We start from the raw sequence: 24,299 nt of genomic DNA, 5'->3' as shown, positions 1-24,299 counted from the left end.
TTTCCTATTTGATGATGCCGAGATCACGCCCGACTTCGGCAAAGACGTCTATAGCGCGGGCGACATCTTCCGTGGTGTGGGCAGCAGACATTTGGGTGCGGATGCGCGCCTGGCCTTTCGGCACGACCGGGAAGGCAAAACCGATGACATAGACGCCTTTGTCCAGCATGCGTGCTGCCATTTCCTGCGCCAGCGATGCGTCGCCCAGCATGACCGGGATGATCGGATGATCGGCACCGGCGAGCGTGAAGCCGAGCTTGCTCATATCCTTGCGGAAATGCGCGGCATTGGCACTGAGGCGCGCCCGCAGGTCGGCACCCCGGTCGATCAGGTCGAAGACCTTCAGCGAGACTGCCGCGATAACAGGCGCCAGCGTGTTGGAGAAGAGGTAGGGTCGCGACCGCTGGCGCAGCCAGTCGATCACTTCGGCCTTCCCGGAGGTATAACCGCCGGAGGCGCCGCCCAGCGCCTTGCCCAGCGTACCGGTGATGATATCAACCCGGCCTTCCACGCCGCAATGTTCGGCCGAGCCGCGACCATGCTTGCCGACAAAACCGACCGCATGGCTGTCGTCGACCATGACCATGGCGCCGTATTTTTCAGCGAGATCGCACACGCCGCCGAGATTGGCGATAATGCCGTCCATGGAAAAGACGCCGTCGGTGGCGATCAGCTTGAACCGGCTGCCTTCGGCTTTCTTCAGTTCTTCTTCCAGCGCCGCCATATCGTTGTTGGCATAGCGGAAGCGCTTTGCCTTCGACAGGCGCACGCCGTCAATGATCGAGGCATGGTTCAGCGCATCGGAAATGATCGCATCCTCTTCACCCAAAAGCGTCTCGAACAGGCCGCCATTGGCATCGAAGCAGCTGGAATAGAGGATTGTGTCTTCCAGCCCGAGGAAGCTGGAGATGCGCGACTCAAGCTGTTTGTGCTCTTCCTGCGTGCCGCAGATGAAACGGACCGACGCCATGCCATAGCCGTAACGGTCGAGTGCGGCTTTTCCGGCTTCCGCCAGCTCCGCATTGTCGGCAAGACCGAGATAATTGTTGGCACAGAAATTCAGGACCCGGGCACCGCCGGAGACCTCGATTTGCCCGGCCTGCTTGGAGGTGATGACACGTTCGGACTTGTAAAGTCCGGACTCCTTCAAGCCTTTCAGCTCGCTCGTGAGGTGATCGATGAATTGCTGCGTCATGATCGGTATGATGTCCTGCTGTGTTCTTCCGGCGGGGCCGTGGCGTTGGTGCAATCGGATATTCGCAGGCAGTGTCATCTCACGATCGGATGAATGTCTCAAGCCCCAGATTGAACAGCGGCCGGACGGCACCGAGAATGGCGAACTCCTCGCTTGATTTGTCCGCGATCAGAACCGGCAGTTCCAGCGTGCCGATCAGGCCTTCCGCCTGGAAAGCCTGCTCAAACGCCTGCCAGACATCCGCATTGGCAATGAATGGCCCGGTCACGATAACCCGCTTGGGAAAAAGCAGGCGGCAGACATTGGCGAGGGATCGCGCCATGAGCTCGACCCCGGTGCGCATATCGTCCATGTCGAGCAGGGGCCGCCGGGCCATTTGCCCGGCCAGCACTTCCTCGTTCTCGGACAGGGACGGCCATCGTTCGAGCATCCGGGGCAGCAGCGCCCAGAGCGACGCCGCCGTTTCAAGACAGCCATGATTGCCGCAGCCGCAGGGGCGGTCTTCCAGCAGGTTGAAACGCCAATGGCCGATTTCGCCGAACGGTCCGCCCGCACGGATGAACGGATCGCCATTCACGCTATAGGCCAGGCCGATGCCCCAGCCCCAGTGCAGGAGCAATGTATTGTCGGTGCCGTAAACCGGGTCCTGCAGCATGCGGGCATTGAGTTCGGCATCAAGGTGCCGGCAGACCAGAACCTCCGGGGTGACCGGCGCCAGCGCCGCCGCCAGGTCAAAATCACGAATCTTCGGCCAGCGCGAGGTGAGCAGCCAGGTGCGGCTTTCGACATCGACAACGCCGGATACGGACACGGATGTCCCGATGTGCTGCATTCCCGCTGGACACTTGTCCGCCAGAAGCGCGACCAGATCCTGCATGGCGGTCGTCATCTGGCCGCAGTCGGCGTCGGCCCGCATATCGAGACTGAAGCGTTCCAGCGTCCGGCCGCCGAAATCCACCAGCGTGCCGCGCAGGGAACGGCTCGACACGTGAATGACCGTTGCGGCGAAACGCTGCGTGTTGAGGCCGATCCGGATGGCAGGGCGGCCCCGCCCGCTTTTTTCGCCGGCCGTTTCCACCAGCAGGCCGCGGGCGATCAGGTCCCCCACCACTTTTGACGTGGTGGTCGAGGTCATGTCGAGCGCTTCGGCAATGCCGGGCCGGGAATGCTGACCGCCGTCGGAGACAAGCGCCACGACCCGGGCGCAGTCACGCTGGTGGGCATCGTCATAATGTGTCTCGTCAACGGTCAGAATCATGCGGGAACGCCTTCGTTCTTATTTTTGAACAATATTATTCTAAAATACCTTGCAGTGCCATGGACAGCTATGCTTACAATGGCGGCCACGGTGAAAAGCATATGCAAGAAGGTTGGTAAAGCCCATGGTCGATGCGCGTATTTTATCCGACAAGCAGGTCCTTGGCGCGACCGGCGCCGCGCTTGGCGCAGCGGCGATCCGTCAGGCGATTGCGCAAAAGGGCAAGGCGTCGATCATTGTCGCCACGGGCGCCAGCCAGTTCGAACTCCTGCAAAATCTCGTTGCGGCAGAGGAGATCGACTGGTCGCGGGTTACGGCGTTCCATCTCGATGAATATGTCGGCATGGACATCACCCACCCCGCCAGCTTCCGCAAATATCTGCAGGAGCGGTTCGTTGCGCCGCTCGGCGGCGATGTAACGTTTCATCCGGTCAATGCCGAGGGCAATCCGCAGGCCGAAGCAAAGCGACTCAGTGCCGTGATCGCCGAACACGATATCGATGTCTGCTTTGCCGGTATCGGCGAAAACTGCCATCTGGCCTTCAACGACCCACCCGCCGATTTCGATACGGAAGAGCCCTATATCGTCGTGACGCTGGACGAGGCCTGCCGCAAGCAGCAGATGGGTGAAGGCTGGTTCCCGTCGCTGGACGCCGTGCCTGAGCAGGCCATTTCGATGAGCATCCGGCAAATCCTCAAGAGCCGCCTCGTCATCCTTTCGGTGCCTGATGCGCGCAAGGCGCAGGCTGTCAAGGACGCACTGGAAGGTCCGGTCGACCCGCGTCATCCCGCCTCGATCGTCCAGACCCATCAGCAGGCAATCCTGCTGCTCGATCCGGATTCGGCGTCAAAACTGTCATGATCACATCGGGCCTCGTCGATATCCAGGTCAACGGGTTTGCCGGGGTGGATTTCAACGCCGCCGACCTGACGCCGGAAGCGTTGGACCACGCCTTGGAGGCCATGCTGGCAACGGGCGTCACCACATGCCTGCCGACGATCATCACCGCCTATCCCGATGAACTGGAGGCGCGCTTTACCGCGCTCGACCGCTGCGTCAGTACGAGCCGTCTCGGTCCGCTGATGTGTCCGGGATATCATCTGGAGGGGCCGTTTCTCAATCCGGCGCAGGGCTTTTCCGGGTGCCATCCCGCACAGGCCATGACATCGGCTGATCCCGCCCTGGTCACGCGTCTGCAAGAGGCGATCAAGCGGCCCATCCTTCTCGTGACCGTCGCGCCTGAGATATCCGGCGGCCTCGATTTCATCCGGGCCATGGCGGCACGGGATATTCTGGTTTCAATCGGCCATTCCGCTGCGGATTTCGCCATGGTGGAGGCCGCGGCGTTGGCCGGGGCGAGCCTGTCGACGCATCTCGGCAACGGCCTGCCGCAGATCATGCCCAAGCTCGACAATCCGCTCTTTGCCCAGCTCGGCGAAGACCGGCTGCTGGCGACCTTCATTGCCGACGGCATTCATCTTCCGCCCAAGGCGCTGAAATCACTGCTGCGGGCCAAGGGCTTTGAGCGCTCCGCATTGGTGACCGATGCCGTTGCCGCAGCCGCCGTTCCCACAGGCGCCTATGATTTCGCCGGCATGCGCATCGAACGCACCGCAGACGGCACCGTGCGCCTGCCTGGAACGACGGGGCTAGCCGGATCGTCCCTTTGTCTCGATGACGGGGTGCGCAATCTTGTCCGTTGGGGCATCGCGTCCTTCGAACAGGCGGTTGAAATGGCATCGACACGATTGCTGGTTGCGCTCGCTCCGGCCCTGCGCGCCCGCAACATCACCCTGCCGCATGCGGAAATCGACTGGTCGGACAGCATGGCCATCCGCAGCGTCCGCGTCGGCGACGAGATCAGAAACTGCAACTGAAACATCCAAGAACAATAAAGGGGAATGCAAATGGGAAATGACCAGTTTCGAATGAGCCGCCGGGTGCTGCTGGGCGGCATGACCGCATCGGCAATGGCGGGCGCGATGCCCGCCTGGGCCAAGACACCCGCCCTGCCCTCCACGCCGGTCGTGATCACCGTGATGGACGTGGGCGGTGCGCTGGCGCTGATCCAGCCCGCATTCGAGGAATATGCCAAAACCTACCCGGAACGGGCGTCGCGGATCATCTTCACCAAGGCGCCGGTGACGGAGCTCGCCGGCAAGCTCAAGGCGCAGCAGAGCGCGGGCCGCGTCGATATCGATATCGTTCTGACCGGCAGCGACGGATTGGCGGCCGGGCTTGCCAATGAGACATGGCTGAAAATCCTGCCGGATTTCGCCGACAAGTTTCCGGGGATCGAGGAAAACTACGAACCCGCCGCGCTCGCCCTGCACAAGGCGCAGGGCGACGGCTACGGTGTCGTCGTCAACTATTATCCCTCGGGCCCGCTGATCGAATATGATCCGGAACGGGTCAAGAAGGTCCCGACCAGCGCGGAAGAACTTCTGGCCTATGCCAAGGAAAATCCGGGGCGCTTCATGTATGCCCGCCCGACCAATTCCGGTCCCGGCCGCACCTTCATGATGGGACTGCCCTATATTCTCGGCGACAAGGACCCGCAGGATCCGGTCAATGGCTGGGACAAGACCTGGGCCTATCTCGCCGATCTCGGCCAATACATCGACTATTACCCCGCTGGAACCGGCGCGACGATGAAGGAATTCGGCGAAGGATCGCGCGACATCATCATCAGCACCACCGGCTGGGACATCAATCCGCGCGCGCTCGGCATCGTGCCCGAAACGGCAAAGATCGGCACCCTCAAGGGTTTCCACTGGGTTTCCGACGCCTTCTTCATGTGCATGCCCAAGGGCATCGCCGACGACAAGGCCGCTGTCGTCCTCGACCTGATGGCCTTCCTGCTCACCCCCAAGGCGCAGGCCTATTCCTATGACGAGGGCTATCTCTATCCGGGTCCGGCGGTGAAGAACGTGCCGCTGTCCATGGCACCGCAGCACAGCCAGGACGTGATCAAGCAGTTCGGCCGGGAGGAATATGCCGGGCTGATCGCCAACAACCCGATCGAACTGCCGCTGAAGCCGGACAAGATGGTCATCGCCTTCCGCAAATGGGACGAACTGGTCGGTTCCAAGAAAGCGAAGTAAGGGCTTACTGCACCTGAACCAGGTGCCCCGCCGAGACTTCATTGTATTGCCGCACAGGCACAATGAAGTCCGGCGTGCGCACCGGGCTCTTGATCTCGTCATTGGAGACCGGCCGCTTGATGCCGCGCCGCGACGGATCGGGCACCGGCACGGCTGAAATGAGCTTGCGTGTGTAGGGATGCTGCGGGTTCTCGAAGATGGCTTCACGCGATCCGATCTCGACGATTTCACCGAGATACATCACCGCGATGCGATGGCTGACCCGTTCCACCACGGCGATATCGTGCGAGATGAAGAGATAGGCGAGGTTGAGGCTCGCCTGCAGATCGAGCAAAAGGTTGATGACCTGCGCCTTGATCGACACGTCCAGCGCCGAGACGGATTCATCGGCAACGATCAGTTTCGGATCGAGTGCGAGTGCGCGGGCAATGCACACGCGCTGCCTTTGACCGCCGGAAAATTCATGCGGATAGCGGCTTGCCATATCCGCAGTCAGCCCGACCCGCTCCAGGAGATCGGCAACACGCTCTTTTGCCTGCGCGCGCGTTCCCAGCTTGTGTTCGAGATAGGGTTCGGCAATTGCAGCGCCGACAGTGATACGCGGGTTGAGGCTGGCGAACGGGTCCTGAAAGATCATCTGCATGGTGCGGCGCATATCGCGCAGCCGCTTCGGCTCCATGGTCAGCACGTCTTCCCCGTTCAGCAGCACCTCGCCGCTGAGCGGCTGCACCAGACGCATGATCGAGCGTCCGGTCGTCGACTTGCCGCAACCGGATTCACCGACGAGCGACAGGGTCTCGCCCGGCTGCAGGGTGAAGGACAGATTCTCCACCGCATGCACGCGGCCTTCCAGTTGTCCGAACATCCCCGAGTGAATATTGAAGCGGGTGGTGAGGTTCTTCACCTCGAGCAATGGCTTTACCTGCGATTTGACGGTGTCGGCGGCCTCGACAGGCACGTCCGACGTGCCGGTTGCCCGGTCCACCACCGGAAACCGCAACGGACGCTTGTGTCCCTTCATCGAGCCAAGAATGGGAACAGCGGAAAGAAGCGAGCGGGTATAGGGATGCTGCGGGCGGGCAAAGATGTCCTCGGTCCTGCCGGTTTCCACCGCCTCACCATTATACATGACGACGGTGCGGTCAGCGATCTCAGCGACCACGCCCATATCGTGGGTGATGAAGAGGACGGATGTGCCCTCTTCTTCCTGCAGCAGCTTGATCAGATCAAGAATCTGGCCCTGGATCGTCACGTCTAGCGCCGTCGTCGGCTCATCCGCGATCAGCAGCTTCGGCTTGCTGGCCAGCGCCATGGCAATCATCACGCGCTGGCGCATGCCGCCGGAGAAGCGGTGCGGATATTCGTCGAAGCGCGATTGCGCGGCGGGAATGCGCACCTTCTCCAGAAGCCGGATCGTTTCGGCCTTGGCTTCCGCCCGCGACATGGAGGAATGGCAGAGCAGGGCTTCGCTGATCTGCTGGCCTACGGTGAACAGCGGATTGAGCGAGGTCATCGGCTCCTGAAAGATCATGGCGACATCATTGCCGCGCACCGCCCGCATCTGGCTCTCGGGAAGCGCAAGAATGTCCTTGCCGTCCAGCATGATGCGGCCTTCGATGCGGCTCTTGTCCTTCTGCAACAGCCGCATGATGGACAGCGACGTCACGCTCTTGCCCGAACCGGATTCGCCGACGATGGCCACCGTCTCGCCCGGCGCCACGTCGAACGAGACATTGCGCACGACCGGCCGCCACTTGCCGTCAGACTGGAAGGATGTCGTCAGATTGGCGACCGACAGAACCGGCGCAGGGGCATTGCCCCTGTTGCCGGGATGGGAAGGCTGACGATTGTCCATGAGTACAAATCCTTTCCTTTGGCAGATGGCGATGCGCCGGTCAGTCGGGCCAGCGCATGAGGCCGGCCATGCGGCGCGCGTAGCGGTTTTCAACCGGGGTCGAGATGATCGCGTTGGAGGCGCGCGCCTTGCCGAGCTCTTCGGTCAGGCGGCTGGCCACAATGGTTTCTTCTCCCGGATGCAGATTGCACGGGTCCATATAGAAGTAGCCGTGTTCGACCTCATGGTCCCGGACGATCACCGGGCGGGCGCCCTGTGCCAGTGCATCGGCGAGATCCCAGGCGGAGATATGGGCGGCCTGCGGGTCGATGGTGACGCGCAGGCGGTCGAGCGGATTGTGTGTCGGATCGGGCTCGATGACTGCCGTGACGCCCGGCTTGCCCGCAAGCGTCTGCTGCCAGAGGTTGAGATAGCTGGTTTCCCGCGCGCGGATACCCGCATGGTCGCGCTTTTCCCAGGCTTCGAGCGCAGCGATGGTTCCAAGAATGCTCTCCTTGCCCACTTTCATGCCGCGGCCAATGCCCATGTTCTGCAGGAAGGTGTTGCGGACGAAATCCTTGGCGCCGGCGACGATACCGCCGGTCGGACCGCCCAAAAACTTGTGCGACGAGTAGAGCGCAATGTCGGCGCCCTGTTCGAGAAAAATCTTCAGATCATATTCCGACGCCGCATCGACGATCACAGGCACGCCGCGAGCGTGGCAGACTTCGGCAAACTTCTGCAGGGCAACGAGGCCGTACTGAACCGTGTGATGCGAGACAACAAAGACGGCAGCGGCGGTGCGCTCGTTGATCGCCCCATCGAGATGATAGGGGTAGCAGGATGTCGCCTGACCGACCAGAACGGCTTTGGCACCGGCCAGCCGGATACCCTGATCGACCGGAGCGCCGTAGCTGACCACATGGCCCATCTGGATGATCACCTCGTCCTTCAGACCCGTGGTATCGGGCAGGCGTTCGACGGCGGCAAGATCGTTCCCCGTCATGGCCGCCGCCACCGCAAGGCTGATGCCGGCGGAGCAGGACGCCGTGACAAAGCCGGCCTCGCCCCCGGTCAGCCGGGCAATCACCGGGCTCGCCTTCTTCTGCAGGTCGTTGACCTCGACGAACTGCGGAAGGATTGCCGTCATGGCGGCGACCGCTTGCGGAACCACGATCGACGCCCCCAGCGAGGTCATCGTGCCGGACACGTTGATAACGGGTCGCAACCCGAGCGTTTCGCGAATATCGTCGGGGTTGTGAGAGTCTGTCATGCTAATCTCCTCGAAATGTTGCCGCTTGCAACACATTCCATTTTCTAGGCATATATGCCATTATAATGTAATAAACTGTTTGAACATCAATCGAGCCTGCCAGGAGCCTGAACGTGGACGCAAAGACATCAGACATGGGCGCTGCCCCCGGTCTTGAGACAACCGAACAACCGGAAGCGACGGGCCGCCGTTCCCGTGTCAGCGGCATCGACCGGGCCTTGCAGGTTCTGGACTATCTCTACGAAACCGGCAGCCCGGCCGGTGTCTACGGCATTGCCAAGGCCATCGGTGCGCCGCTGTCGACCGTCTACGTCATCATTGACGATCTGGTTGAGAAGAACCTTCTCTCCCGCAACAATGACGGCTCCGTCTGGCTGGGCGCACGGCTTTACCACTACGGTCTCGCCTATGCCCGCTCGCTGGATTTTCTCGACGTCGCCAACCACGAAATGCACAATCTCAGCCGCGTATCGGGTGAAACGGTACAGGTTTGCGGTCGCGACGGCGATCACATGATGGTTCTGGCCATGGCCGATGGTCCCGGCCATTTCCATGTCACGTCGCGCGTCGGCACGCGCGTACCGCTGAACTGGACCGCATCCGGCCGCCTGCTTGTCGGCCATCTGCCCGAAGCCGAACGGCTGGATCTGTTCAAGCGCTGCGCCAAATCCTCGCCCACCGGCCGGGCCGTCATCGAACCGGCAGCGCTGTCGAAAGCCGCTGCCGAGGCGCTGCAATCGCGCATTTCCATCCAGGCGGGCGAATCCGACTACGCCGTTGCCTGTGTTGCCTCGCCCGTATGCGACGACAAGGGCACCTGCGTTGCCACCATCTCCATTGTTCTGCCCGAGCAGAAGATTGCCGATGACCCCGAGCGCTACACGGCCGAGGTCAAGGCATCTGCCGAACGGATCGAAACGGTGATGGGCTGGCGCAGTCATTCCTGATCCTAGTCCCTCAAGGCGATGATCGCCTCGATCTCCACGGTGATGTTGCCCGGCAGTGAGCCGAAGCCCACGGCCGAGCGGGCATGCTGTCCCGCATCGCCGAACACGTCGATCAGCAGATCGGAGCATCCGTTGATAACAAGCGGATGATCGGCAAAGTCAGGCACGGCATTAACCATGCCGAGCAGCTTGACCACCTGCTTGACGCGGCCAAGATCGCCCAGGGCGGACTGCAGGACCGCCAGCAGGTTGATGCCGGTCAGCCGGGCATGGGCATAGGCGTCCTCGACGCTGACATTATCGCCCACTTTTCCCGTATGCATGAAGCCGTCATCCTCGCGCGGGCCCTGGCCCGAGAGGTACAGCATGTTGCCTTCCTGGATGTGGGTGACGAAATTGGCAATCGGACGCGGTGCCGGCGGCAGCACGATGCCCAGCGCCTTCAGCCTGATGTAAGGAGATGTGCCGGCGTCGACAGCCGGACTGGATGAAGGATTCACGCGAGCTCCTTAGCGGTATGAATGGGTATGGCGGTGATTGACCAGCTCGGGCTTCACCGGTTGATAGCGGCTCGCCGCGATGGTTTCGGTGCCCAGAATCACCATGCGCGGTTCGAACAGTTTGTGCAGCGTCGCTTCATAGCCCAGCGAATCGATGACGCTGAGATCTGAATCGACCAGTTCAAAGATGGTGAACTCGGCCGGCTTACCGACGGAGAGGAGATTGTCGGTCGGCAGGCCGATGGCCGATGCCGGCGAGAGCGTCACGGCCTCGACGACTTTGTCGAACGGCATGCCGACGCTCAGCAGCTTCGACATCGTCGTTCCCAGATCCCACACGGAATAGTTCAGGCTGTGCAGGTGGATGTCCGTCGAGATGGAGAATGGCAGCAGGCCGCGGCTGATGGCGACTTCCGCCACGCGGAACGAGAACGACGCGCCGCCATGGCCGATATCGAGCCGGATGCCTTCACCGGCGCAGCGTTCCGCCAGTTCGAACAGATCCTCGTCTTCGATGATGCTGGCGCCGACCTTGCCGTTGAAGCAATGGGTGATGATATCGCCCGGTCCCAGAATCTCCAGCACTTCGTCGTAGAGCGCCGGCGGTTCGCCCACATGCACCATCATCGGCAGCTTGAGAATTTTTGCCACCTTCTTGCCGACCTTGACCGGTGTCACACCCCAGGAGCCGGTGATGACATGGCTGGCACGCACCTTCAGGCCGACAATGTGGTCGCGGTTTTCGTTGACGCAGGCGACCGTGCGGTCGAGATCGATGGAGCGGATATCGCTGAGTTCGCTGACGCGGTTGCAGGCGACAAGGCCAATCGAGCCGAGATTGAGGAAAGCCTTGATGCGCTCCTTTGCCGGTTCGATGATATATTCGCGCAGGCCGTGGAAATTCGCCTCGCCGGCCGAGCCCGCATCAACGATGGTCGTCACGCCGCGCTCGACACCGCAGATTTGCGGGCGGACCGAGATATCGGTTCCGCCATGCCAGACATGGGCATGCAGGTCGGTCCAGCCGGGCGAAATCCAGGCGCCCTTCATGTCAATGCGTCTGGCATCGCCGACGACGTTCAGGGAGGGGCCGAATTCGGCGATTTTTCCGTCCGCACCGATCAGGATATCGATGGTGCCGGAAGGTGTATTGGGGCCAAAGGCAACCGGCTTGACATTGGTCAGCAGCAAACGGCCGTCGGTTGCGGAGGGGGCGGGCATGATCAGAGATCCTTTCTGAGGCGGGGGTCTAGGAGGTCGCGGAAGCCGTCGCCGACCATCTGCAGGGAGAGAACGGAGAGGACGATGGCAATGCCGGGAAACAGGGTCATCCAGTCGGCCTGACCGACATATTGCCGCCCGGCGGCAATCATCGTGCCCCAGGTCGGCACTTCAGGGCTGACGCCAAGACCGAGGAACGACAGGCCGGCTTCCGCCAGCATGGCATGGGCAAACAGGAACGTTCCCTGGACGAGGATAGGCGAGAGCAGATTGCGCAGGATGTGGCGCGTCAGGATATGCGGCGTCGAAATGCCAAGCGCATGGGCGGCTTCCACATAGGGCAGTTCGCGGATGACCAGTGTCGAGGCCCGCACCACGCGGGCAAGCCGCGGCGCATAGACGATGCTGAGCGCGATGATCACCGTCGTCAGCGACGGACCGAGCGCTGCAACTAGGGCAATGGCAAGCAGGATATCGGGGAATGCCATCATCGCATCGATCAGCCGGGTGATCGGCGCATCGAGCTTGTGGAAGAAACCGGCGAGAATGCCGAGGGTCACGCCGATGAGCGAGGCGAGCACCACCACGGCAAAACCAACGAGCAGCGACAGCCGGGCGGAATAGATCGTGCGCGAAAATACGTCGCGTCCGAACTCGTCCGTGCCGAAAATCCATTGGGCGCTCGGCGGTTTCAGCCGGTTGACAATCGACAGCTTGTTCGGCGCATAGGGGGCAATGAGCGGTGCGAGAATGGCAAGCGTGATGAAGATTGCCAGAACGATCAGGCCGAACAGGACGGTCTTGCGGCGCAGGAGAACCCGCAGGAATTTGCTGCGCTCGCTGGCGGGAACGGGTGAAACGATATCGGTCATCAGTAGCGCACCCTTGGGTCAACGACGAGGTAAAGCATGTCGATGGCGAAATTGATGAGGACGTAGAGCCCAGCGATGATGAGGAGTGCGCCCTGAATGACGGGGTAATCGCGGCGCAGCACGGCCGAGACGACGAGATTGCCGACACCGGGCAGCCCGAAGACCGTCTCCGTTACCACCGCACCGGAGATCAGCACGGCGGCCGTCAGGCCGACGACGGTGATGATCGGGATCAGCGCATTCTTGAAGGCGTGCTTGAGCACGACACTGCGTTCGACAACGCCCTTGGCGCGCGCCGTGCGGATGTAGTCATCCCCCAGCACATCCAGCATCGAAGCGCGGGTAAACCGCATGATCAGCGCCGATGAAACGATACCCAGCGCAAAAGCCGGCAAAACGAGATGATACAGCCGCTCGCCCAGCGTCGTGTCCGGCCCGCCATAACCCGAGACCGGGAAGATGCCGAAGCGGACGGCAAACACCTGCATCAGGATCAGGCCGAGCCAGAAGCTGGGAATGCTGGCGGCCAGCATGGCAAGCGCCGTTGCGGCCTGATCGAAGACCGATCCGCGCCGGTAGGCTGCATAGACCCCGATGGGGATCGCAATGACGCTGGCGATGAGGATGGAGAAAACCGTAAGGAAAAATGTCGGCTCGGCGCGCTGCGCCAATGCCGTCAGCACGGGCTGGTCGAGAAAGATCGACCGTCCGAGATCGCCCTGCAGCAGCTGGCCGATGAAATAGACGTACTGGACAAGGATAGAGCGGTCGAGTCCGAGGGCTGTCCGCAACTGCGCGATATCGGCAGCGGTCGCTTCCGGTCCGAGCATGACGGCCGCCGGATCGCCGGGCGTGACGCGCACGATGATGAACACGATGGTCACCACCAGAAACATCACGACAATCATGCCGATAAAGCGTTGGAAGATGTAACGGAGCATGGGCCGGTTGGATCCTGCTGCGGGAGCTACGATACGAAGGGACTGGCGGCAGGCGGCTTGCGACCGCCCGCGCCCGAACGCTTCAGATTACTGCTTGAGCGACACGTTCCAGAAATAGGGCCAGGGCGCCGGGGTAAAGTGCTCCAGCTTGGGCGATTTGGCCGACAGCGCGTTGAAATCGCCGATCTTGATGATCGGCGCTTCCGCGTAGATCACCTTCTGAACGTCCGCCCACAGCGCGATGCGCTTCTTCGGGTCCGTTTCGGCATTGAAGGCATCCACCGCCACCTTGCGGGCCGGTGTATCCCAATTGCCCGGCGCACTGGTCGACAGGGCGCCGATCAGCGCGGGTTCCGGCAGGAACGGGCTGTGGCTGATATAGATATCCCAGAGTGCAGGGTCGGCACGGCGCTGCGTCAGCGTTGCCCAGTCGACCACCTGCAGATCGACATTGATCCCGGCGGCCTTCAGATATTCCGCCGCGACCTGTGCCATCTTGTAATGGAACTCATACTGGCGGCTGGTGAGAATGCGCACCGGCTTGCCGTCGTAATTGGCTTGCTTCAGAAGCGTCGCCGCCTTTTCGGGATCGCCGATATTATAGCCATCCTTGACGCCCGCATCGCTGGCCCAGCTATAGGACGCCGGATAGAACGATCCATTGAGCGCATAGAAGTCCTTGCTGCCGAAAGCGGCGGCCAGCATGTCTTCGACGTTGAGCGCAGCGCGGATCGCCAGACGCATATCCTGGTTCTTGGTCAGGCCCTGCGCCGTGTTCAGCACGAAGACCGGCCAGCCGAAGGGCTTCAGCAGTACCGGCTCTGTGACCTTCTGGCCCTTCAGGCGGTCATAGGCCTCGACAGGCAGACTGTCGGCATAGTCGAACTGGCCGGAAATCGCGCCTTCGACCCGGGTATTGGCATCAGGGACAGGAACGAAACGGATTTCATCGAGATACTGATGACGCGTGCCGCCATAACCATTCTCGCGCCCTTCCGGAGACTTGTAGCCGTCGAAGCGGACAAGCTGGATATACTGGTCCGCCTTGCGCTCCTTCAGCTTGTAAGGGCCCGTGCCGACCGGGTCGGTCATCGGGTTCTGCTGCTTTTCACTTGGGAGGATGATCGCTGCGGCATTGTTGAACGCCAGCAGCGACAGCAGCGGTGCATGCGGGGCATTGAGCGTGATGCGGACGGTCGAGGCATCCACCGCGTCAATGGATGTGATGAGAGGCGCGACCTGCTTGCCGCGCGAGGCGATCTGGGTCCAGCGCTTCAGCGAGGCGACAACGTCGGCGGAATCCATGTCGGTGCCGTCATGGAACTTGACGCCGGTGCGCAGCTTGATCGTGTAGATTTTGCCATCCGCCGAAATCTCCGGCAGGCTTGCCGCCAAAAGCGGGGTCGGGTTCCAGTTTTCATCAAAGGTGTAGAGTGTCTCGAAAATGTGCTGCGAAACAATGCCGACCAGATCGGCCGTCGATGCCATGGCGTCAAGTGTCGGCGGCTCGCCGATGGTCGCGACATTGATGACGCCGCCCTTGGTCTGGGCAAAGGCCGCAGGGCTGAGGGCAACCAGCGCCGAACCCAACAGGAGTGCGAGTTTCAGTGATTTCATGACAGTTCCCTTTGTTATTCTATTATTATGTTATATAATGTTTTATAGTAGAATAAGACCAAATGTATCAGGCGCTGTCAAACAAAAAAGAAAAGGCAGCGCGAGGGGCGCTGCCTTGATCATGCAACCAGCCGGCAAACCGTTCAGATAATGCCGCCGCTGCCGCCCGTGCTGGCCGGCCGGATTTTTCCGACCTTTTGCCGGTAGCCGCTGGCCCTGTAGGCGGCGATGGGATCGATGGCGCCCCCCGCCCGGCGGCGGGCTTCGGCGAGTATCGGCTCGACATCCGTCCGGTAGGCGCGCTTCAGCACATCCGATGCCATCAGCGCATCGTTGCCGTCCTGATAGCCATCCAGAGCTGCCCGGTCGACCAGCAGGGCCTGTGCATAGGCGCGGCGAATCTCATTGGCACTCGAGATCAGGCTTTCAATCGGATCGGTCACATTGTGCGACTGATCGATCATATGCGCGGGATGGAAATTCTCGGCGCCGCGCGCCTCCGCATCGACCAGCTCGTTGAAAACCAGGAACAGCCGGTACGGATCGATGGAACCCGCATCCAGATCGTCATCGCCATATTTCGAATCGTTGAAGTGGAAGCCGCCCAGTTTCTTGAACTGGATCAGCCGCGACACGATCATCTCGATATTGGTGTTCGGCGCGTGATGGCCGAGATCCACGAGGCAGAAGGCTTTCGGCCCCAGTGTCTGGGCGATCAGATAGTTGCTGCCCCAGTCCTGCACCACGGTCGAATAGAAGGCGGGCTCGAACATCTTGTGTTCGGAGAAAATGCGCCAGTCGTCCGGCAGCGCCTTGTAGACTTCCGCCATGGCGTCGAGATAGCGCTCGAACGACCGGGCAAAATGGCTCTGGCCGGGGAAATTCGATCCGTCGCCGATCCATACCGTCAGGGCCTTCGAGCCGATGGCGTCGCCGATTTCGATGCACTCGATATTGTGCGCAATGGCCTGCTTGCGCGTCGCCGCATCCGCATGGCTGAGCGAGCCGTATTTGTAGGAATGCGCCTGATCCGGCGCATCGGAAAAGGTGTTGGAATTCATCGCGTCGAAACCGAGGCCGAGCGCCTCCGCATGGGCTTTGAGCTGCTGCGGGTCGGCCTTGTCCCACGGGATGTGCAGCGAGACATTGGGTGTCGCGCGGCTCAGCTGGTGGATGACCGCGCAGTCATCGAGCTTGTCGAAAATGCCGCGCGGTTCGCCCTGCCCCGGAAACCGGGCAAAGCGCGTGCCGCCGGTACCGACGCCCCATGAGGGAACCGCAACGAAGAAATCGGCCACCTTGGCCGTGATCGCCTCGATATCGATGTTGCGGCGGGCAAGATGCGCGCCCAGCGCCTCGAAATCGCTGCTCTGCGCCGCACCGCGCCTGTCGTTCTCGGATGCGATCAGATCGCCGGAAATATGCTGTTCAGCCATGTTGTCCTCCCCCGGACTGCCTTTATCGCGTGAAGCTCTGCACGTTGCCAGCGTCGACGTTGATGATATTGCCCGTCGATTTGGCAGACGCGTCGGAGGCAAGGAAATAGATCGCCTCGGCAATGTCTTCCGGCAGCACGTTGAGCTTGAGCAGCGACCGCTTGCGGTAATGCTCTTCCAGCTCATCCACCTGCAGGTTGGATGAGGCCGCCCGTTGTTCGCGCCATTCGCCGTTCCAGATTTTCGAGCCGCGCAGCACGGCATCCGGATTGACGGTGTTGACGCGGATACCGGCTTCCGCCCCCTCCAGCGCGAGGCAACGGGCGAGATGGATTTCCGCGGCCTTGGCAGCACAGTACGCACTGGCATTGGGCGAGGCGGCAAGCCCGTTTTTGGATGCGACGAAGACCACGTTGCCGCCAATCTTCTGGCGCCGGAACAGGCGGAAGGCTTCGCGCGATACGAGGAAATAGCCTGTCGCCAGAATGTCCATGTTGCGGTTCCACATGGCAAGCTCGGTAACCTCTATCGGGGCGGATGAGGCGATGCCGGCATTGGAAACGAGAATATCGACGCCGCCGAACTCGATCGAGGCCTCGGCGAAGCTGGCGATCACAGCCGCTTCATCCGTCACGTTGAGCTGTACACCGCGCACGGCATCAGCGCTGTAGCGCGCGGCAAAATCCTGATGGGCTGCCTTCAGGGCCTCCGCATCGATATCCGCAAGGACGACACAGGCGCCCTGCCCGAGCAGCCGTTCTGCCGTGGCGCGGCCGATGCCGCCGGCGCCGCCCGTGACAAAAGCCACGCGGCCCGCCAGGGATTTCGGCTTCGGCATGCGCTGCAGCTTGGCTTCCTCGAGCAGCCAGTATTCGATATCGAAGGCCTCCTGTTCCGGTAGTCCCTGATAGTCCGAAACAGACGATGCGCCGCGCATCACATTGATGGCGTTGACATAGAATTCCCCGGCGATACGCGCCGTTGCCTTGTCCTTGGCAAAGGACAGCATGCCCACGCCGGGAATGAGGAAGATGACCGGGTTGGGATCGCGCATGGCTGGCGAGTTGTCATGTTTGCACGCGTTGTAATAGCGGGCATAGTCGGTGCGGTAGGCTTCCAGCGCCGCATCGAGCGCTTCGACAGCGGCGTCCGGATTGGCCGCATCGACATCCAGCACCAGCGGGCGAATTTTCGTGCGCAGGAAATGATCGGGGCAGCTGGTCCCGAGTGCCGCCAGCGGATGCAGGTCGCGGGAGTTGACGAATTCGAGCACCGCCGGCTGATCGTCGAAATGGCCGAGCTTGCGTTCGGCTACACCGATCTTGCCGCGGATTTCCGGCATCAGCCGCGCGGCTATGGCGCGGCGCGCCGACGCGTCGAGGCTCGCCGTTGCCTCCCCGCCGAATGCGGGTTTGCCCGCCGTCTTGGCGTCGAACCAGACAATCGCCCTGTTGATGATATCGAGCGTCAGCTCGTAGCATTCCTTGGCGTCATCGGCCCATGTGAACAGACCATGGCTTTCCAGCACGACACCTTTTGAATTGGGATGCGCCGCCGCATAGGCGCCAAGATCGAGGCCGAGCTGAAAGCCCGGACGGCGCCAGGGCAGCCAGCCGATTTCGTCGCCAAACACTTCTTTCGTCAGCTCTCGCGAGTTCTTCGAGGCGGCAATGGCAATGATCGCATCGGGGTGCATATGATCCACATGCCTGAACGGCACGAAACCGTGCAGGGGCGTGTCGATCGATGCGGCGCGGCTGTTGAGATTGAAGGTGCAATGGGGCAGAAAACCCACCATGCGGTCTTCGTCCGCAACACCCTTGTAGATGGACTTCAGCGATTCCAGCTTTTCCATATAAAGCGTGGCGAAACCATCGAGCTTGATCGTGCCGACATCGCCGCCCGATCCCTTCACCCACAGCACCTCCACCGGCTTGCCGGTGAGCGGATCGGTTTCCGAAACCTTGGCCGAGGTATTGCCGCCGCCGTAATTGGTGATGCGCTTGTCGGCACCCAGCAGATTGGAGCGGTAGAGCAGCTTGCCGGGTTCATCCAGCGTGGCAGCCTTTTGATCATCCCAACGATTATCCAGAAGTTGGACCTTGTTCGCCATGCTTGCCTCCCGAAGACGATCTGATGGCCTGACAACGCGCCGCAGCCATGTGAATTTTCTCTAGCTATGAAGCAGGGAGTGATTTGCTGTCAATCATAAATGATCAAATTCAATCATAAAATTGCAATTGTGCAGTGCAGTATGAATAATTTTGACTGAAGTTGATTGACACCGCGCATTTCTTTGCGCAATGTTCGCAGCAGTGGAGGGAAAAATGCACGAACGTGAGCGCCAACGAATTATCCTGAGTGCCGTTCAGGAAAAGCCGTTCATCACCATTCAGGACATTGCCGAACTGACGGAAGCGTCGGAAGCAACGATCCGCCGTGACATCGCCTCCATGCATGTCCAGGGCAAGCTGCGCCGGGTGCGCGGCGGCGCGGAAGCCATTCACCCGCCGCAGCAGACCGCGCTTGCCGGTCGGCCATTCCGCGTCTCGGAAGCCGAGAACATCGACAAGAAGCGGGCGATTGCCCGCGAAGCCGTGGGCCTGTGCAACGAGGGCGACGCTATCATCCTCAACGGTGGCACCACGACATTCCAGATGGTGCATTATCTCGCCACCCGCCGCCTGCAGATCATGACCAATTCCTTCGCCATCGCCGAACATCTGGTGAAGAACTCCAAGAGCACCGTCATTATTCCCGGCGGCATGATCTATCGCGAGCAGAGCATGATCCTCTCGCCGTTCGACAATGACGTGACCCGCAATTTCTACGGCAAGCGCATGTTCATGGGCGCTGTCGGGGTCGGTCCGTTCGGCGCGATGGAATCGGACCCGCTGATCATTCAGGGCGAGCAGAAGCTGATCAATCAGGCGGATGAACTGGTGCTGCTGGTGGATTCCAGCAAGTTCGAGCGCCGGTCGAGCCTGATCCTGTGCCCGTTGCAGCGGGTCGCAACAATCATCACCGATGACGGCATTGCGGATGCCGACCGGAAGATGGTGGAGGATGCCGGGGTCGAGCTCATCATCGCAAAGGTGGGAGCTCAGGACAAATCAAGGGATTCCGCTTCGATCGCATAAAAACCAGGCGCCGAAGCGGCGTATTTCAATCTAGGGAGGATGAAATGAAACTGTTGAAGAAACTCGCACTGGGATCGGCCTTGGCCCTTGCCATGTTCGCATCGCATGCACAGGCAGAAACGATCAAGATCGGTCTCGTCGCCAAATCACTCGGCAACGGCTTCTTTGAAGCAGCCAACAAGGGCGCGCAGGAAGCCGCCAAGGAGTTGGGCGGCGTCGAAGTCATCTACACCGGACCGACATCGACGACGGCCGAAGGCCAGATCGAGGTCATCAATGCGCTGATCGCGCAGAACGTCAATGCCATCGCCATTTCCGCCAACGACCCTGACGCTGTCGTCCCGGCTCTGAAGAAGGCCATGGCGCGCGGCATCAAGGTGATCTCGTGGGATTCCGCCGTGGCCAAGGATGGCCGCATCGTCCATCTCAATCCGTCATCCAACGAGCTTATCGGCAAGATGTGCCTGCAGCTTGCCGCTGCCCATCTGCCTGATGGCAAGGGCGACTTCGCCATCCTCTCGGCCACGACCACATCGACAAACCAGAACACCTGGATTGCCGAGATGAAAAAGCAGCTGCCGAATTTCCCCGGCCTCAACCTCGTCACGACAGTCTATGGCGATGACCTCGCTGACAAGAGCTACCGCGAAGCGCAGGGCCTCCTGACCTCGCAGCCGAATGTCAAGGTCATTGTCGCGCCAACCACTGTGGGTGTATTGGCCGCCTCGCAGGCGGTATCCGATGCCAAGAAGATCGGCACGGTTTACGTGACCGGCCTCGGCCTGCCTTCGGAAATGGCCGGCGCCATCAAATCAGGCGCCACCAAGGAATTCGCCATCTGGAACCCGATCGATCTTGGCTACTCCGCCACGCAGATCGCCTATCACCTCGTCAAGGGTGATACCGACGGCAAACCCGGCAGCGAAATCACTGCCGGACGCATGGGCAAGATCAAGATCGGCGACAATGGCGAGGCCGCCATGGCTGATCCCTTCGTCTATGACGCGAAGAACATCGATCAGTTCTCCAAGATTTTCTGATCCGGCAATCGCGCCGCAAAGCCCGGCAGGCCGTCTGCCGGGCATTTTTTAACCCTTCGGTATTGCCCATGATGACCGCAGCCCTTGCTGAATCACCCCTTGCAACCCCCATTCTGGAAATGCGGGCCATCTCCAAGACCTTTCCGGGTGTGAAAGCCCTGAATGACGTCAACATCGCCCTGTTTCCCGGCGAGGTGACGGCGCTCATCGGCGAGAACGGTGCGGGCAAATCCACGCTCGTCAAGATTCTGACCGGCATCTACCAGTCCGACGAAGGCGAGATCTATATCGACGGCAAGCCCGTCACCTTCGGCAACGCGCAGGATGCCATCGATCACGGCGTGACCGCCATCCATCAGGAAACGGTGCTGTTTGACGAACTCTCGGTCGCCGAGAACATTTTCATCGGCCACGCGCCGAAGACATCACTGGGTCTGGTGAACTGGAAGGGCGTCAACGCCAGGGCGCTCGCCCTCCTCCATTCGCTCGAAAGCAATATCGACCCGCGCACGCGGCTGAAGGATCTTTCCATCGCCCAGCGCCATCTTGTTGCCATTGCCCGCGCGCTGTCGGTCGATGCGCGCATCGTCATCATGGACGAGCCGACGGCCGCCCTGTCGCGCAAGGAGGTGGACGACCTCTTCCAGATCGTCAAGCGGCTGAAGGCGCAGGGCAAGGCCATTCTCTTCATCAGCCACAAGTTCGACGAGGTCTATGAAATCGCCGATAACTATGCCGTGTTCCGTGACGGCAAGGCCGTGGGCAACGGGGTTCTCGCTGAGATCAGCCAGAACGACATTGTCCGCCTCATGGTCGGCCGTTCCATCGAGCATGCCTTCCCGAAGGTCGACATCCCGCTCGGCGAAACCGTGCTCAAAGTCGAGAAGTACAGCCATCCCACCGAATTTCGCGATATTTCCTTCGAACTCAGGAAGGGTGAAATCCTCGGCATCTACGGCCTTGTCGGCGCGGGCCGCTCGGAAATCTGCCAGTCCCTGTTCGGCGTGACCCGGCCGTCCGGCGGCAGGCTGGAACTGGACGGCAAAGAGATTCAGATCCGCTCGCCCGGCGATGCAATCCATGCGGGCATCGTCTATGTGCCGGAAGAGCGCGGCCGCCATGGTGCCGTGCTGCAACTGCCGATCTACCAGAACATTTCATTGCCGTCGCTTGGACGGACATCCCGTTCGGGTTTCCTGCGCGCCGCCGAAGAACTGGCGCTGGCGCGAAAATACGCCGAACGCTTCGACCTCAGGGCCGCCGCGCTTTCCGTGCCGGTCGGCACGCTTTCCGGCGGCAACCAGCAGAAAGTCGTCATCGGCAAGTGGCTCGCCACGCAACCGAAAATCCTCATTCTGGATGAACCGACCAAGGGTATCGACATCGGCTCGAAGGCAGCGGTCCACGCCTTTATCAGCGAACTTGCCGGCGAAGGCCTCAGCATCATCATGGTATCGTCGGAACTGCCGGAAATCCTTGGCATGTCGGACCGCGTGCTGGTGATGCGCGAAGGCCTGTCCGCCGGTCTCTTCGAGCGCGCTGACATGAGCGCCGAGACGCTGGTTCGCGCCGCAACGGGCAACGCGTGAGGATCGGGATGATCAAGCAACTGTTCAAATTTCGCGAAATGCTGCTGGTGGTGATCATCGCCGTGCTGCTTGGCGTTTTCTCTTCCCGCTCGCCCGGCTTTGCCAGCCCGTCGAACCTGTCGAATATTTTCAACGACACGTCGATCCTGATCATTCTGGCCCTTGGGCAGATGACTGTCATCCTGACAAAGTCCATCGACCTCTCCGTCGCGTCCAATGTGGCCTTTACCGGCATGGCCGTCGCCATGCTCAACGCGGCGCATCCCGGCCTGCCGCTGGCATTGATCGTTGTCATCGCGCTTGGCGTCGGTGCGGTCCTCGGGGCGATCAACGGCCTGTTCGTCTGGAAGCTCGGCATTCCCTCGATTGTCGTCACGCTCGGCACGCTTACCATCTATCGCGGCATGGCCTTCGTTCTGTCCGGTGGCGGCTGGGTCAACGCCCACCAGATGACCGAGCCTTTCCTGCAGACGCCGCGCCAGCTTTTCCTCGGCCTGCCGGTGCTCGGCTGGACGGCCATCGTCATCGTCGCCGTCATCTATATCGTGATGTCGCGCACCTTCCTCGGCCGGGCAATCTACGCCTCCGGCGGCAACCCAACGGCGGCGGTCTATGCGGGTATCGATGTCGGGCGCACGCGCTTTTTCGCCTTTGTCATATCGGGCACGCTCGCCGGGCTCTGCGGCTACCTCTGGGTATCGCGCTATGCGGTGGCCTATGTGGACATTGCCGCAGGCTTCGAACTCGACAGTGTTGCGGCCTGCGTCATCGGCGGCATCTCGACCCTCGGCGGTATCGGTTCGGTGGCCGGAGCGGTGCTGGGCTCGCTGTTTCTCGGCGTCATCAAGAATGCCCTGCCGGTCATCAACATTTCGCCGTTCTCGCAAATGGCAATTTCCGGCGGCGTGATCATCGCCGCCGTGATCTTCAACGCGCGGCAGGAACGGCGGCGCGGCCGCATCATCCTGCGTGACCGCGGGGCATCGGAAACAATCGAGGGTATCGCATGAGTGTGGTCAGCGAAAAACGTCACATCCCGGACCGGCTCGGCACCTCCGCAACGCGGCTGTTTGCCAGCTGGGAAGCGCTGCTGCTGGTTGTCGCGATCCTGATCTTCATCGCCAACTCCTTTGCATCCCCTTACTTCCTCAATGCATGGAACCTGTCCGACGCCACGTTCAACTTCACCGAGAAGGCGATGGTGGCCTTCGCCATGGCGCTCCTGATCATCGCCGGTGAAATCGACCTGTCCGTCGCGGCGATCATTGCGCTTGCTTCGACGGCCATGGGCGCTGCGGCCCAGATGGGCGTGGGCACGCCAGGCCTTATTGCCATCGGCCTCGGGGTCGGCATCGGCTGCGGCGTGATCAACGGCATTCTCGTCGCCGGGCTGCGCCTGCCGTCGATTGTCGTGACCATCGGCACGATGAGCCTGTTTCGCGGCATCGCCTATATCGTGCTTGGCGATAAGGCCTATGGCGGCTACCCCGCCTCCTTCGCCTATTTCGGCCAGGGGTATGTCTTCTGGGTCATTTCCTTCGAATTCGCCCTGTTTGCCGCCCTGGCCATTCTCTTTGCCATTCTCCTGCACGCGACCAATTTCGGCCGGCGCGTCTTTGCCATCGGCAACAATGAGTTTGCGGCGCGTTTCTCCGGCATCCGCGTCGAGCGTATCAAGTTCACGCTGTTCCTGATGACCGGGCTGATGTCAGGCATCGCCGCGGTCTGTCTCACCTCGCGCCTCGGCTCGACAAGGCCGTCCATCGCGCAAGGCTGGGAACTTGAAATCGTCACCATGGTGGTTCTCGGCGGCATCTCCATCCTTGGCGGCTCGGGAACCATCGGCGGCGTGGTCATCGCCGCCTTTGTCATGGGGCTGGTGACATTCGGGCTCGGGCTGCTCAATGTGCCGGGCATCGTCATGTCGATCTTCATCGGCCTGCTCCTGATCATCACCATCACCCTGCCGATCATCATCCGCCGCTTCAGGCACAGGAAACACGCATGAGCAACCAAGAGATCTATGCGTTCAAGATGACCCTCCATCCGGGCATGGAAGAGGAATACCGCCGGCGGCACGATGCCATCTGGCCGGAACTGGCCGATCTCCTGCACAATGCGGGCGTGCAGGACTATTCGATCCACCTTGATCGCGACACCCATACCCTGTTCGGTGTCCTGAACCGCCCGAAAGTGCATGGGATGGCTGATCTTCCCGCTCATCCCATGATGAAAAAATGGTGGGCGCACATGGCCGATATCATGATGACGAACCCCGACAATTCGCCGGTGCAGACCGATCTGGTCTGCCTGTTCCATCTGGCCTGAACC

At 61.1% G+C, this 24,299-nt stretch carries 21 protein-coding genes; 10 read left to right on the top strand and 11 right to left on the bottom strand.

The window, feature by feature from the left end; genetic code table 11:
* Window positions 1-4: 4 nt before the first annotated feature.
* Both ACP7B1_RS21155 and ACP7B1_RS21150 read right to left on the bottom strand, forming a co-directional pair.
* Entirely contained in the window at window positions 5-1,195 is a 1,191-nt protein-coding gene (locus tag ACP7B1_RS21155; RefSeq protein WP_346306906.1) for a glycine C-acetyltransferase, read from the bottom strand.
* A 79-nt stretch (window positions 1,196-1,274) separates the two neighbouring features.
* Entirely contained in the window at window positions 1,275-2,453 is a 1,179-nt protein-coding gene (locus ACP7B1_RS21150) for an ROK family transcriptional regulator (RefSeq protein WP_346306905.1), read from the bottom strand.
* Between the two features lie 124 nt (window positions 2,454-2,577).
* Between ACP7B1_RS21150 and ACP7B1_RS21145 the strand changes: the two genes are divergently transcribed.
* From ACP7B1_RS21145 to ACP7B1_RS21135, 3 genes are read left to right on the top strand one after another with little or no spacing between them, the layout of a single operon-like run.
* The gene (locus ACP7B1_RS21145) at window positions 2,578-3,315 is read left to right on the top strand and encodes a glucosamine-6-phosphate deaminase (RefSeq protein WP_346306904.1); all 738 of its coding nucleotides are present in this window, start codon (window positions 2,578-2,580) and stop codon (window positions 3,313-3,315) included.
* The gene (locus ACP7B1_RS21140; protein ID WP_346306903.1) at window positions 3,312-4,331 is read left to right on the top strand and encodes an N-acetylglucosamine-6-phosphate deacetylase; all 1,020 of its coding nucleotides are present in this window, start codon (window positions 3,312-3,314) and stop codon (window positions 4,329-4,331) included. The genes ACP7B1_RS21145 and ACP7B1_RS21140 overlap by 4 nt, the downstream gene beginning before the upstream one ends.
* 30 nt (window positions 4,332-4,361) lie before the next feature.
* On the top strand, window positions 4,362-5,558 hold the full coding sequence (locus ACP7B1_RS21135; RefSeq protein WP_346306902.1) for an ABC transporter substrate-binding protein: 1,197 nt from the start codon (window positions 4,362-4,364) through the stop codon (window positions 5,556-5,558).
* Window positions 5,559-5,562: 4 nt separating this feature from the next.
* Here the strand turns inward: ACP7B1_RS21135 and ACP7B1_RS21130 are convergent, their stop codons facing one another.
* Both ACP7B1_RS21130 and ACP7B1_RS21125 read right to left on the bottom strand, forming a co-directional pair.
* Window positions 5,563-7,413 carry an ABC transporter ATP-binding protein gene (locus ACP7B1_RS21130; protein ID WP_346306901.1) on the bottom strand — a complete coding sequence of 617 codons (1,851 nt, stop codon included), beginning with the start codon at window positions 7,411-7,413 and terminating at the stop codon, window positions 5,563-5,565.
* Between the two features lie 40 nt (window positions 7,414-7,453).
* Complete coding sequence (locus ACP7B1_RS21125; RefSeq protein ID WP_346306900.1) at window positions 7,454-8,665, bottom strand: aminotransferase class V-fold PLP-dependent enzyme; 1,212 nt, start codon at window positions 8,663-8,665, stop codon at window positions 7,454-7,456.
* Window positions 8,666-8,778: 113 nt separating this feature from the next.
* Between ACP7B1_RS21125 and ACP7B1_RS21120 the strand changes: the two genes are divergently transcribed.
* Window positions 8,779-9,612 (top strand): IclR family transcriptional regulator, encoded by an 834-nt coding sequence (locus ACP7B1_RS21120; protein WP_374042759.1) that lies wholly within the window; start codon window positions 8,779-8,781, stop codon window positions 9,610-9,612.
* 2 nt (window positions 9,613-9,614) lie between these two features.
* On the opposite strand, the gene ACP7B1_RS21115 is transcribed toward ACP7B1_RS21120, so the two are convergent.
* The 7 genes from ACP7B1_RS21115 to ACP7B1_RS21085 form a co-directional block, all read right to left on the bottom strand.
* Window positions 9,615-10,112, bottom strand: a complete 498-nt coding sequence (locus tag ACP7B1_RS21115; RefSeq protein WP_346306899.1) for a RidA family protein — start codon at window positions 10,110-10,112, stop codon at window positions 9,615-9,617.
* A gap of 9 nt (window positions 10,113-10,121) precedes the next feature.
* Entirely contained in the window at window positions 10,122-11,333 is a 1,212-nt protein-coding gene (locus tag ACP7B1_RS21110) for an amidohydrolase/deacetylase family metallohydrolase (RefSeq protein ID WP_346306898.1), read from the bottom strand.
* A 2-nt stretch (window positions 11,334-11,335) separates the two neighbouring features.
* A complete protein-coding gene (locus ACP7B1_RS21105) occupies window positions 11,336-12,205 on the bottom strand; it encodes an ABC transporter permease (RefSeq protein ID WP_105733398.1) in 870 nt (289 codons plus the stop codon).
* On the bottom strand, window positions 12,205-13,146 hold the full coding sequence (locus ACP7B1_RS21100) for an ABC transporter permease (protein WP_346306897.1): 942 nt from the start codon (window positions 13,144-13,146) through the stop codon (window positions 12,205-12,207). The genes ACP7B1_RS21105 and ACP7B1_RS21100 overlap by 1 nt, the downstream gene beginning before the upstream one ends.
* Before the next feature lie 87 nt (window positions 13,147-13,233).
* Window positions 13,234-14,763 carry an ABC transporter substrate-binding protein gene (locus ACP7B1_RS21095; RefSeq protein ID WP_346306896.1) on the bottom strand — a complete coding sequence of 510 codons (1,530 nt, stop codon included), beginning with the start codon at window positions 14,761-14,763 and terminating at the stop codon, window positions 13,234-13,236.
* A gap of 143 nt (window positions 14,764-14,906) precedes the next feature.
* On the bottom strand, window positions 14,907-16,199 hold the full coding sequence (gene rhaI, locus ACP7B1_RS21090; RefSeq protein ID WP_346306895.1) for an L-rhamnose catabolism isomerase: 1,293 nt from the start codon (window positions 16,197-16,199) through the stop codon (window positions 14,907-14,909).
* Window positions 16,200-16,221: 22 nt separating this feature from the next.
* Complete coding sequence (locus tag ACP7B1_RS21085) at window positions 16,222-18,312, bottom strand: bifunctional rhamnulose-1-phosphate aldolase/short-chain dehydrogenase (protein ID WP_346306894.1); 2,091 nt, start codon at window positions 18,310-18,312, stop codon at window positions 16,222-16,224.
* A 214-nt stretch (window positions 18,313-18,526) separates the two neighbouring features.
* Between ACP7B1_RS21085 and ACP7B1_RS21080 the strand changes: the two genes are divergently transcribed.
* The 6 genes from ACP7B1_RS21080 to rhaM all read left to right on the top strand — a co-directional run bounded on the left by ACP7B1_RS21080 (window position 18,527) and on the right by rhaM (window position 24,296).
* Window positions 18,527-19,339, top strand: a complete 813-nt coding sequence (locus ACP7B1_RS21080) for a DeoR/GlpR family DNA-binding transcription regulator (RefSeq protein ID WP_346306893.1) — start codon at window positions 18,527-18,529, stop codon at window positions 19,337-19,339.
* Between the two features lie 44 nt (window positions 19,340-19,383).
* A complete protein-coding gene (gene rhaS, locus ACP7B1_RS21075) occupies window positions 19,384-20,379 on the top strand; it encodes a rhamnose ABC transporter substrate-binding protein (RefSeq protein WP_346306892.1) in 996 nt (331 codons plus the stop codon).
* A 68-nt stretch (window positions 20,380-20,447) separates the two neighbouring features.
* A complete protein-coding gene (locus ACP7B1_RS21070) occupies window positions 20,448-21,968 on the top strand; it encodes a sugar ABC transporter ATP-binding protein (protein WP_346306891.1) in 1,521 nt (506 codons plus the stop codon).
* A gap of 11 nt (window positions 21,969-21,979) precedes the next feature.
* Window positions 21,980-22,978 carry an ABC transporter permease gene (locus ACP7B1_RS21065; RefSeq protein ID WP_346306935.1) on the top strand — a complete coding sequence of 333 codons (999 nt, stop codon included), beginning with the start codon at window positions 21,980-21,982 and terminating at the stop codon, window positions 22,976-22,978.
* A complete protein-coding gene (locus ACP7B1_RS21060; RefSeq protein WP_346306890.1) occupies window positions 22,975-23,976 on the top strand; it encodes an ABC transporter permease in 1,002 nt (333 codons plus the stop codon). Before ACP7B1_RS21065 ends, ACP7B1_RS21060 begins: the two co-directional genes overlap by 4 nt.
* The gene (rhaM, locus tag ACP7B1_RS21055) at window positions 23,973-24,296 is read left to right on the top strand and encodes an L-rhamnose mutarotase (RefSeq protein WP_346306889.1); all 324 of its coding nucleotides are present in this window, start codon (window positions 23,973-23,975) and stop codon (window positions 24,294-24,296) included. Before ACP7B1_RS21060 ends, rhaM begins: the two co-directional genes overlap by 4 nt.
* Window positions 24,297-24,299 lie beyond the last annotated feature (3 nt).

Origin of the sequence: Phyllobacterium sp. SL163, assembly GCF_049896885.1 — a bacterium.
GTDB lineage: Bacteria > Pseudomonadota > Alphaproteobacteria > Rhizobiales > Rhizobiaceae > Phyllobacterium > Phyllobacterium calauticae.
The sequence above is the reverse complement of the archived record's forward strand: the minus strand, read 5'-3'. Positions and strand labels throughout refer to the sequence as shown.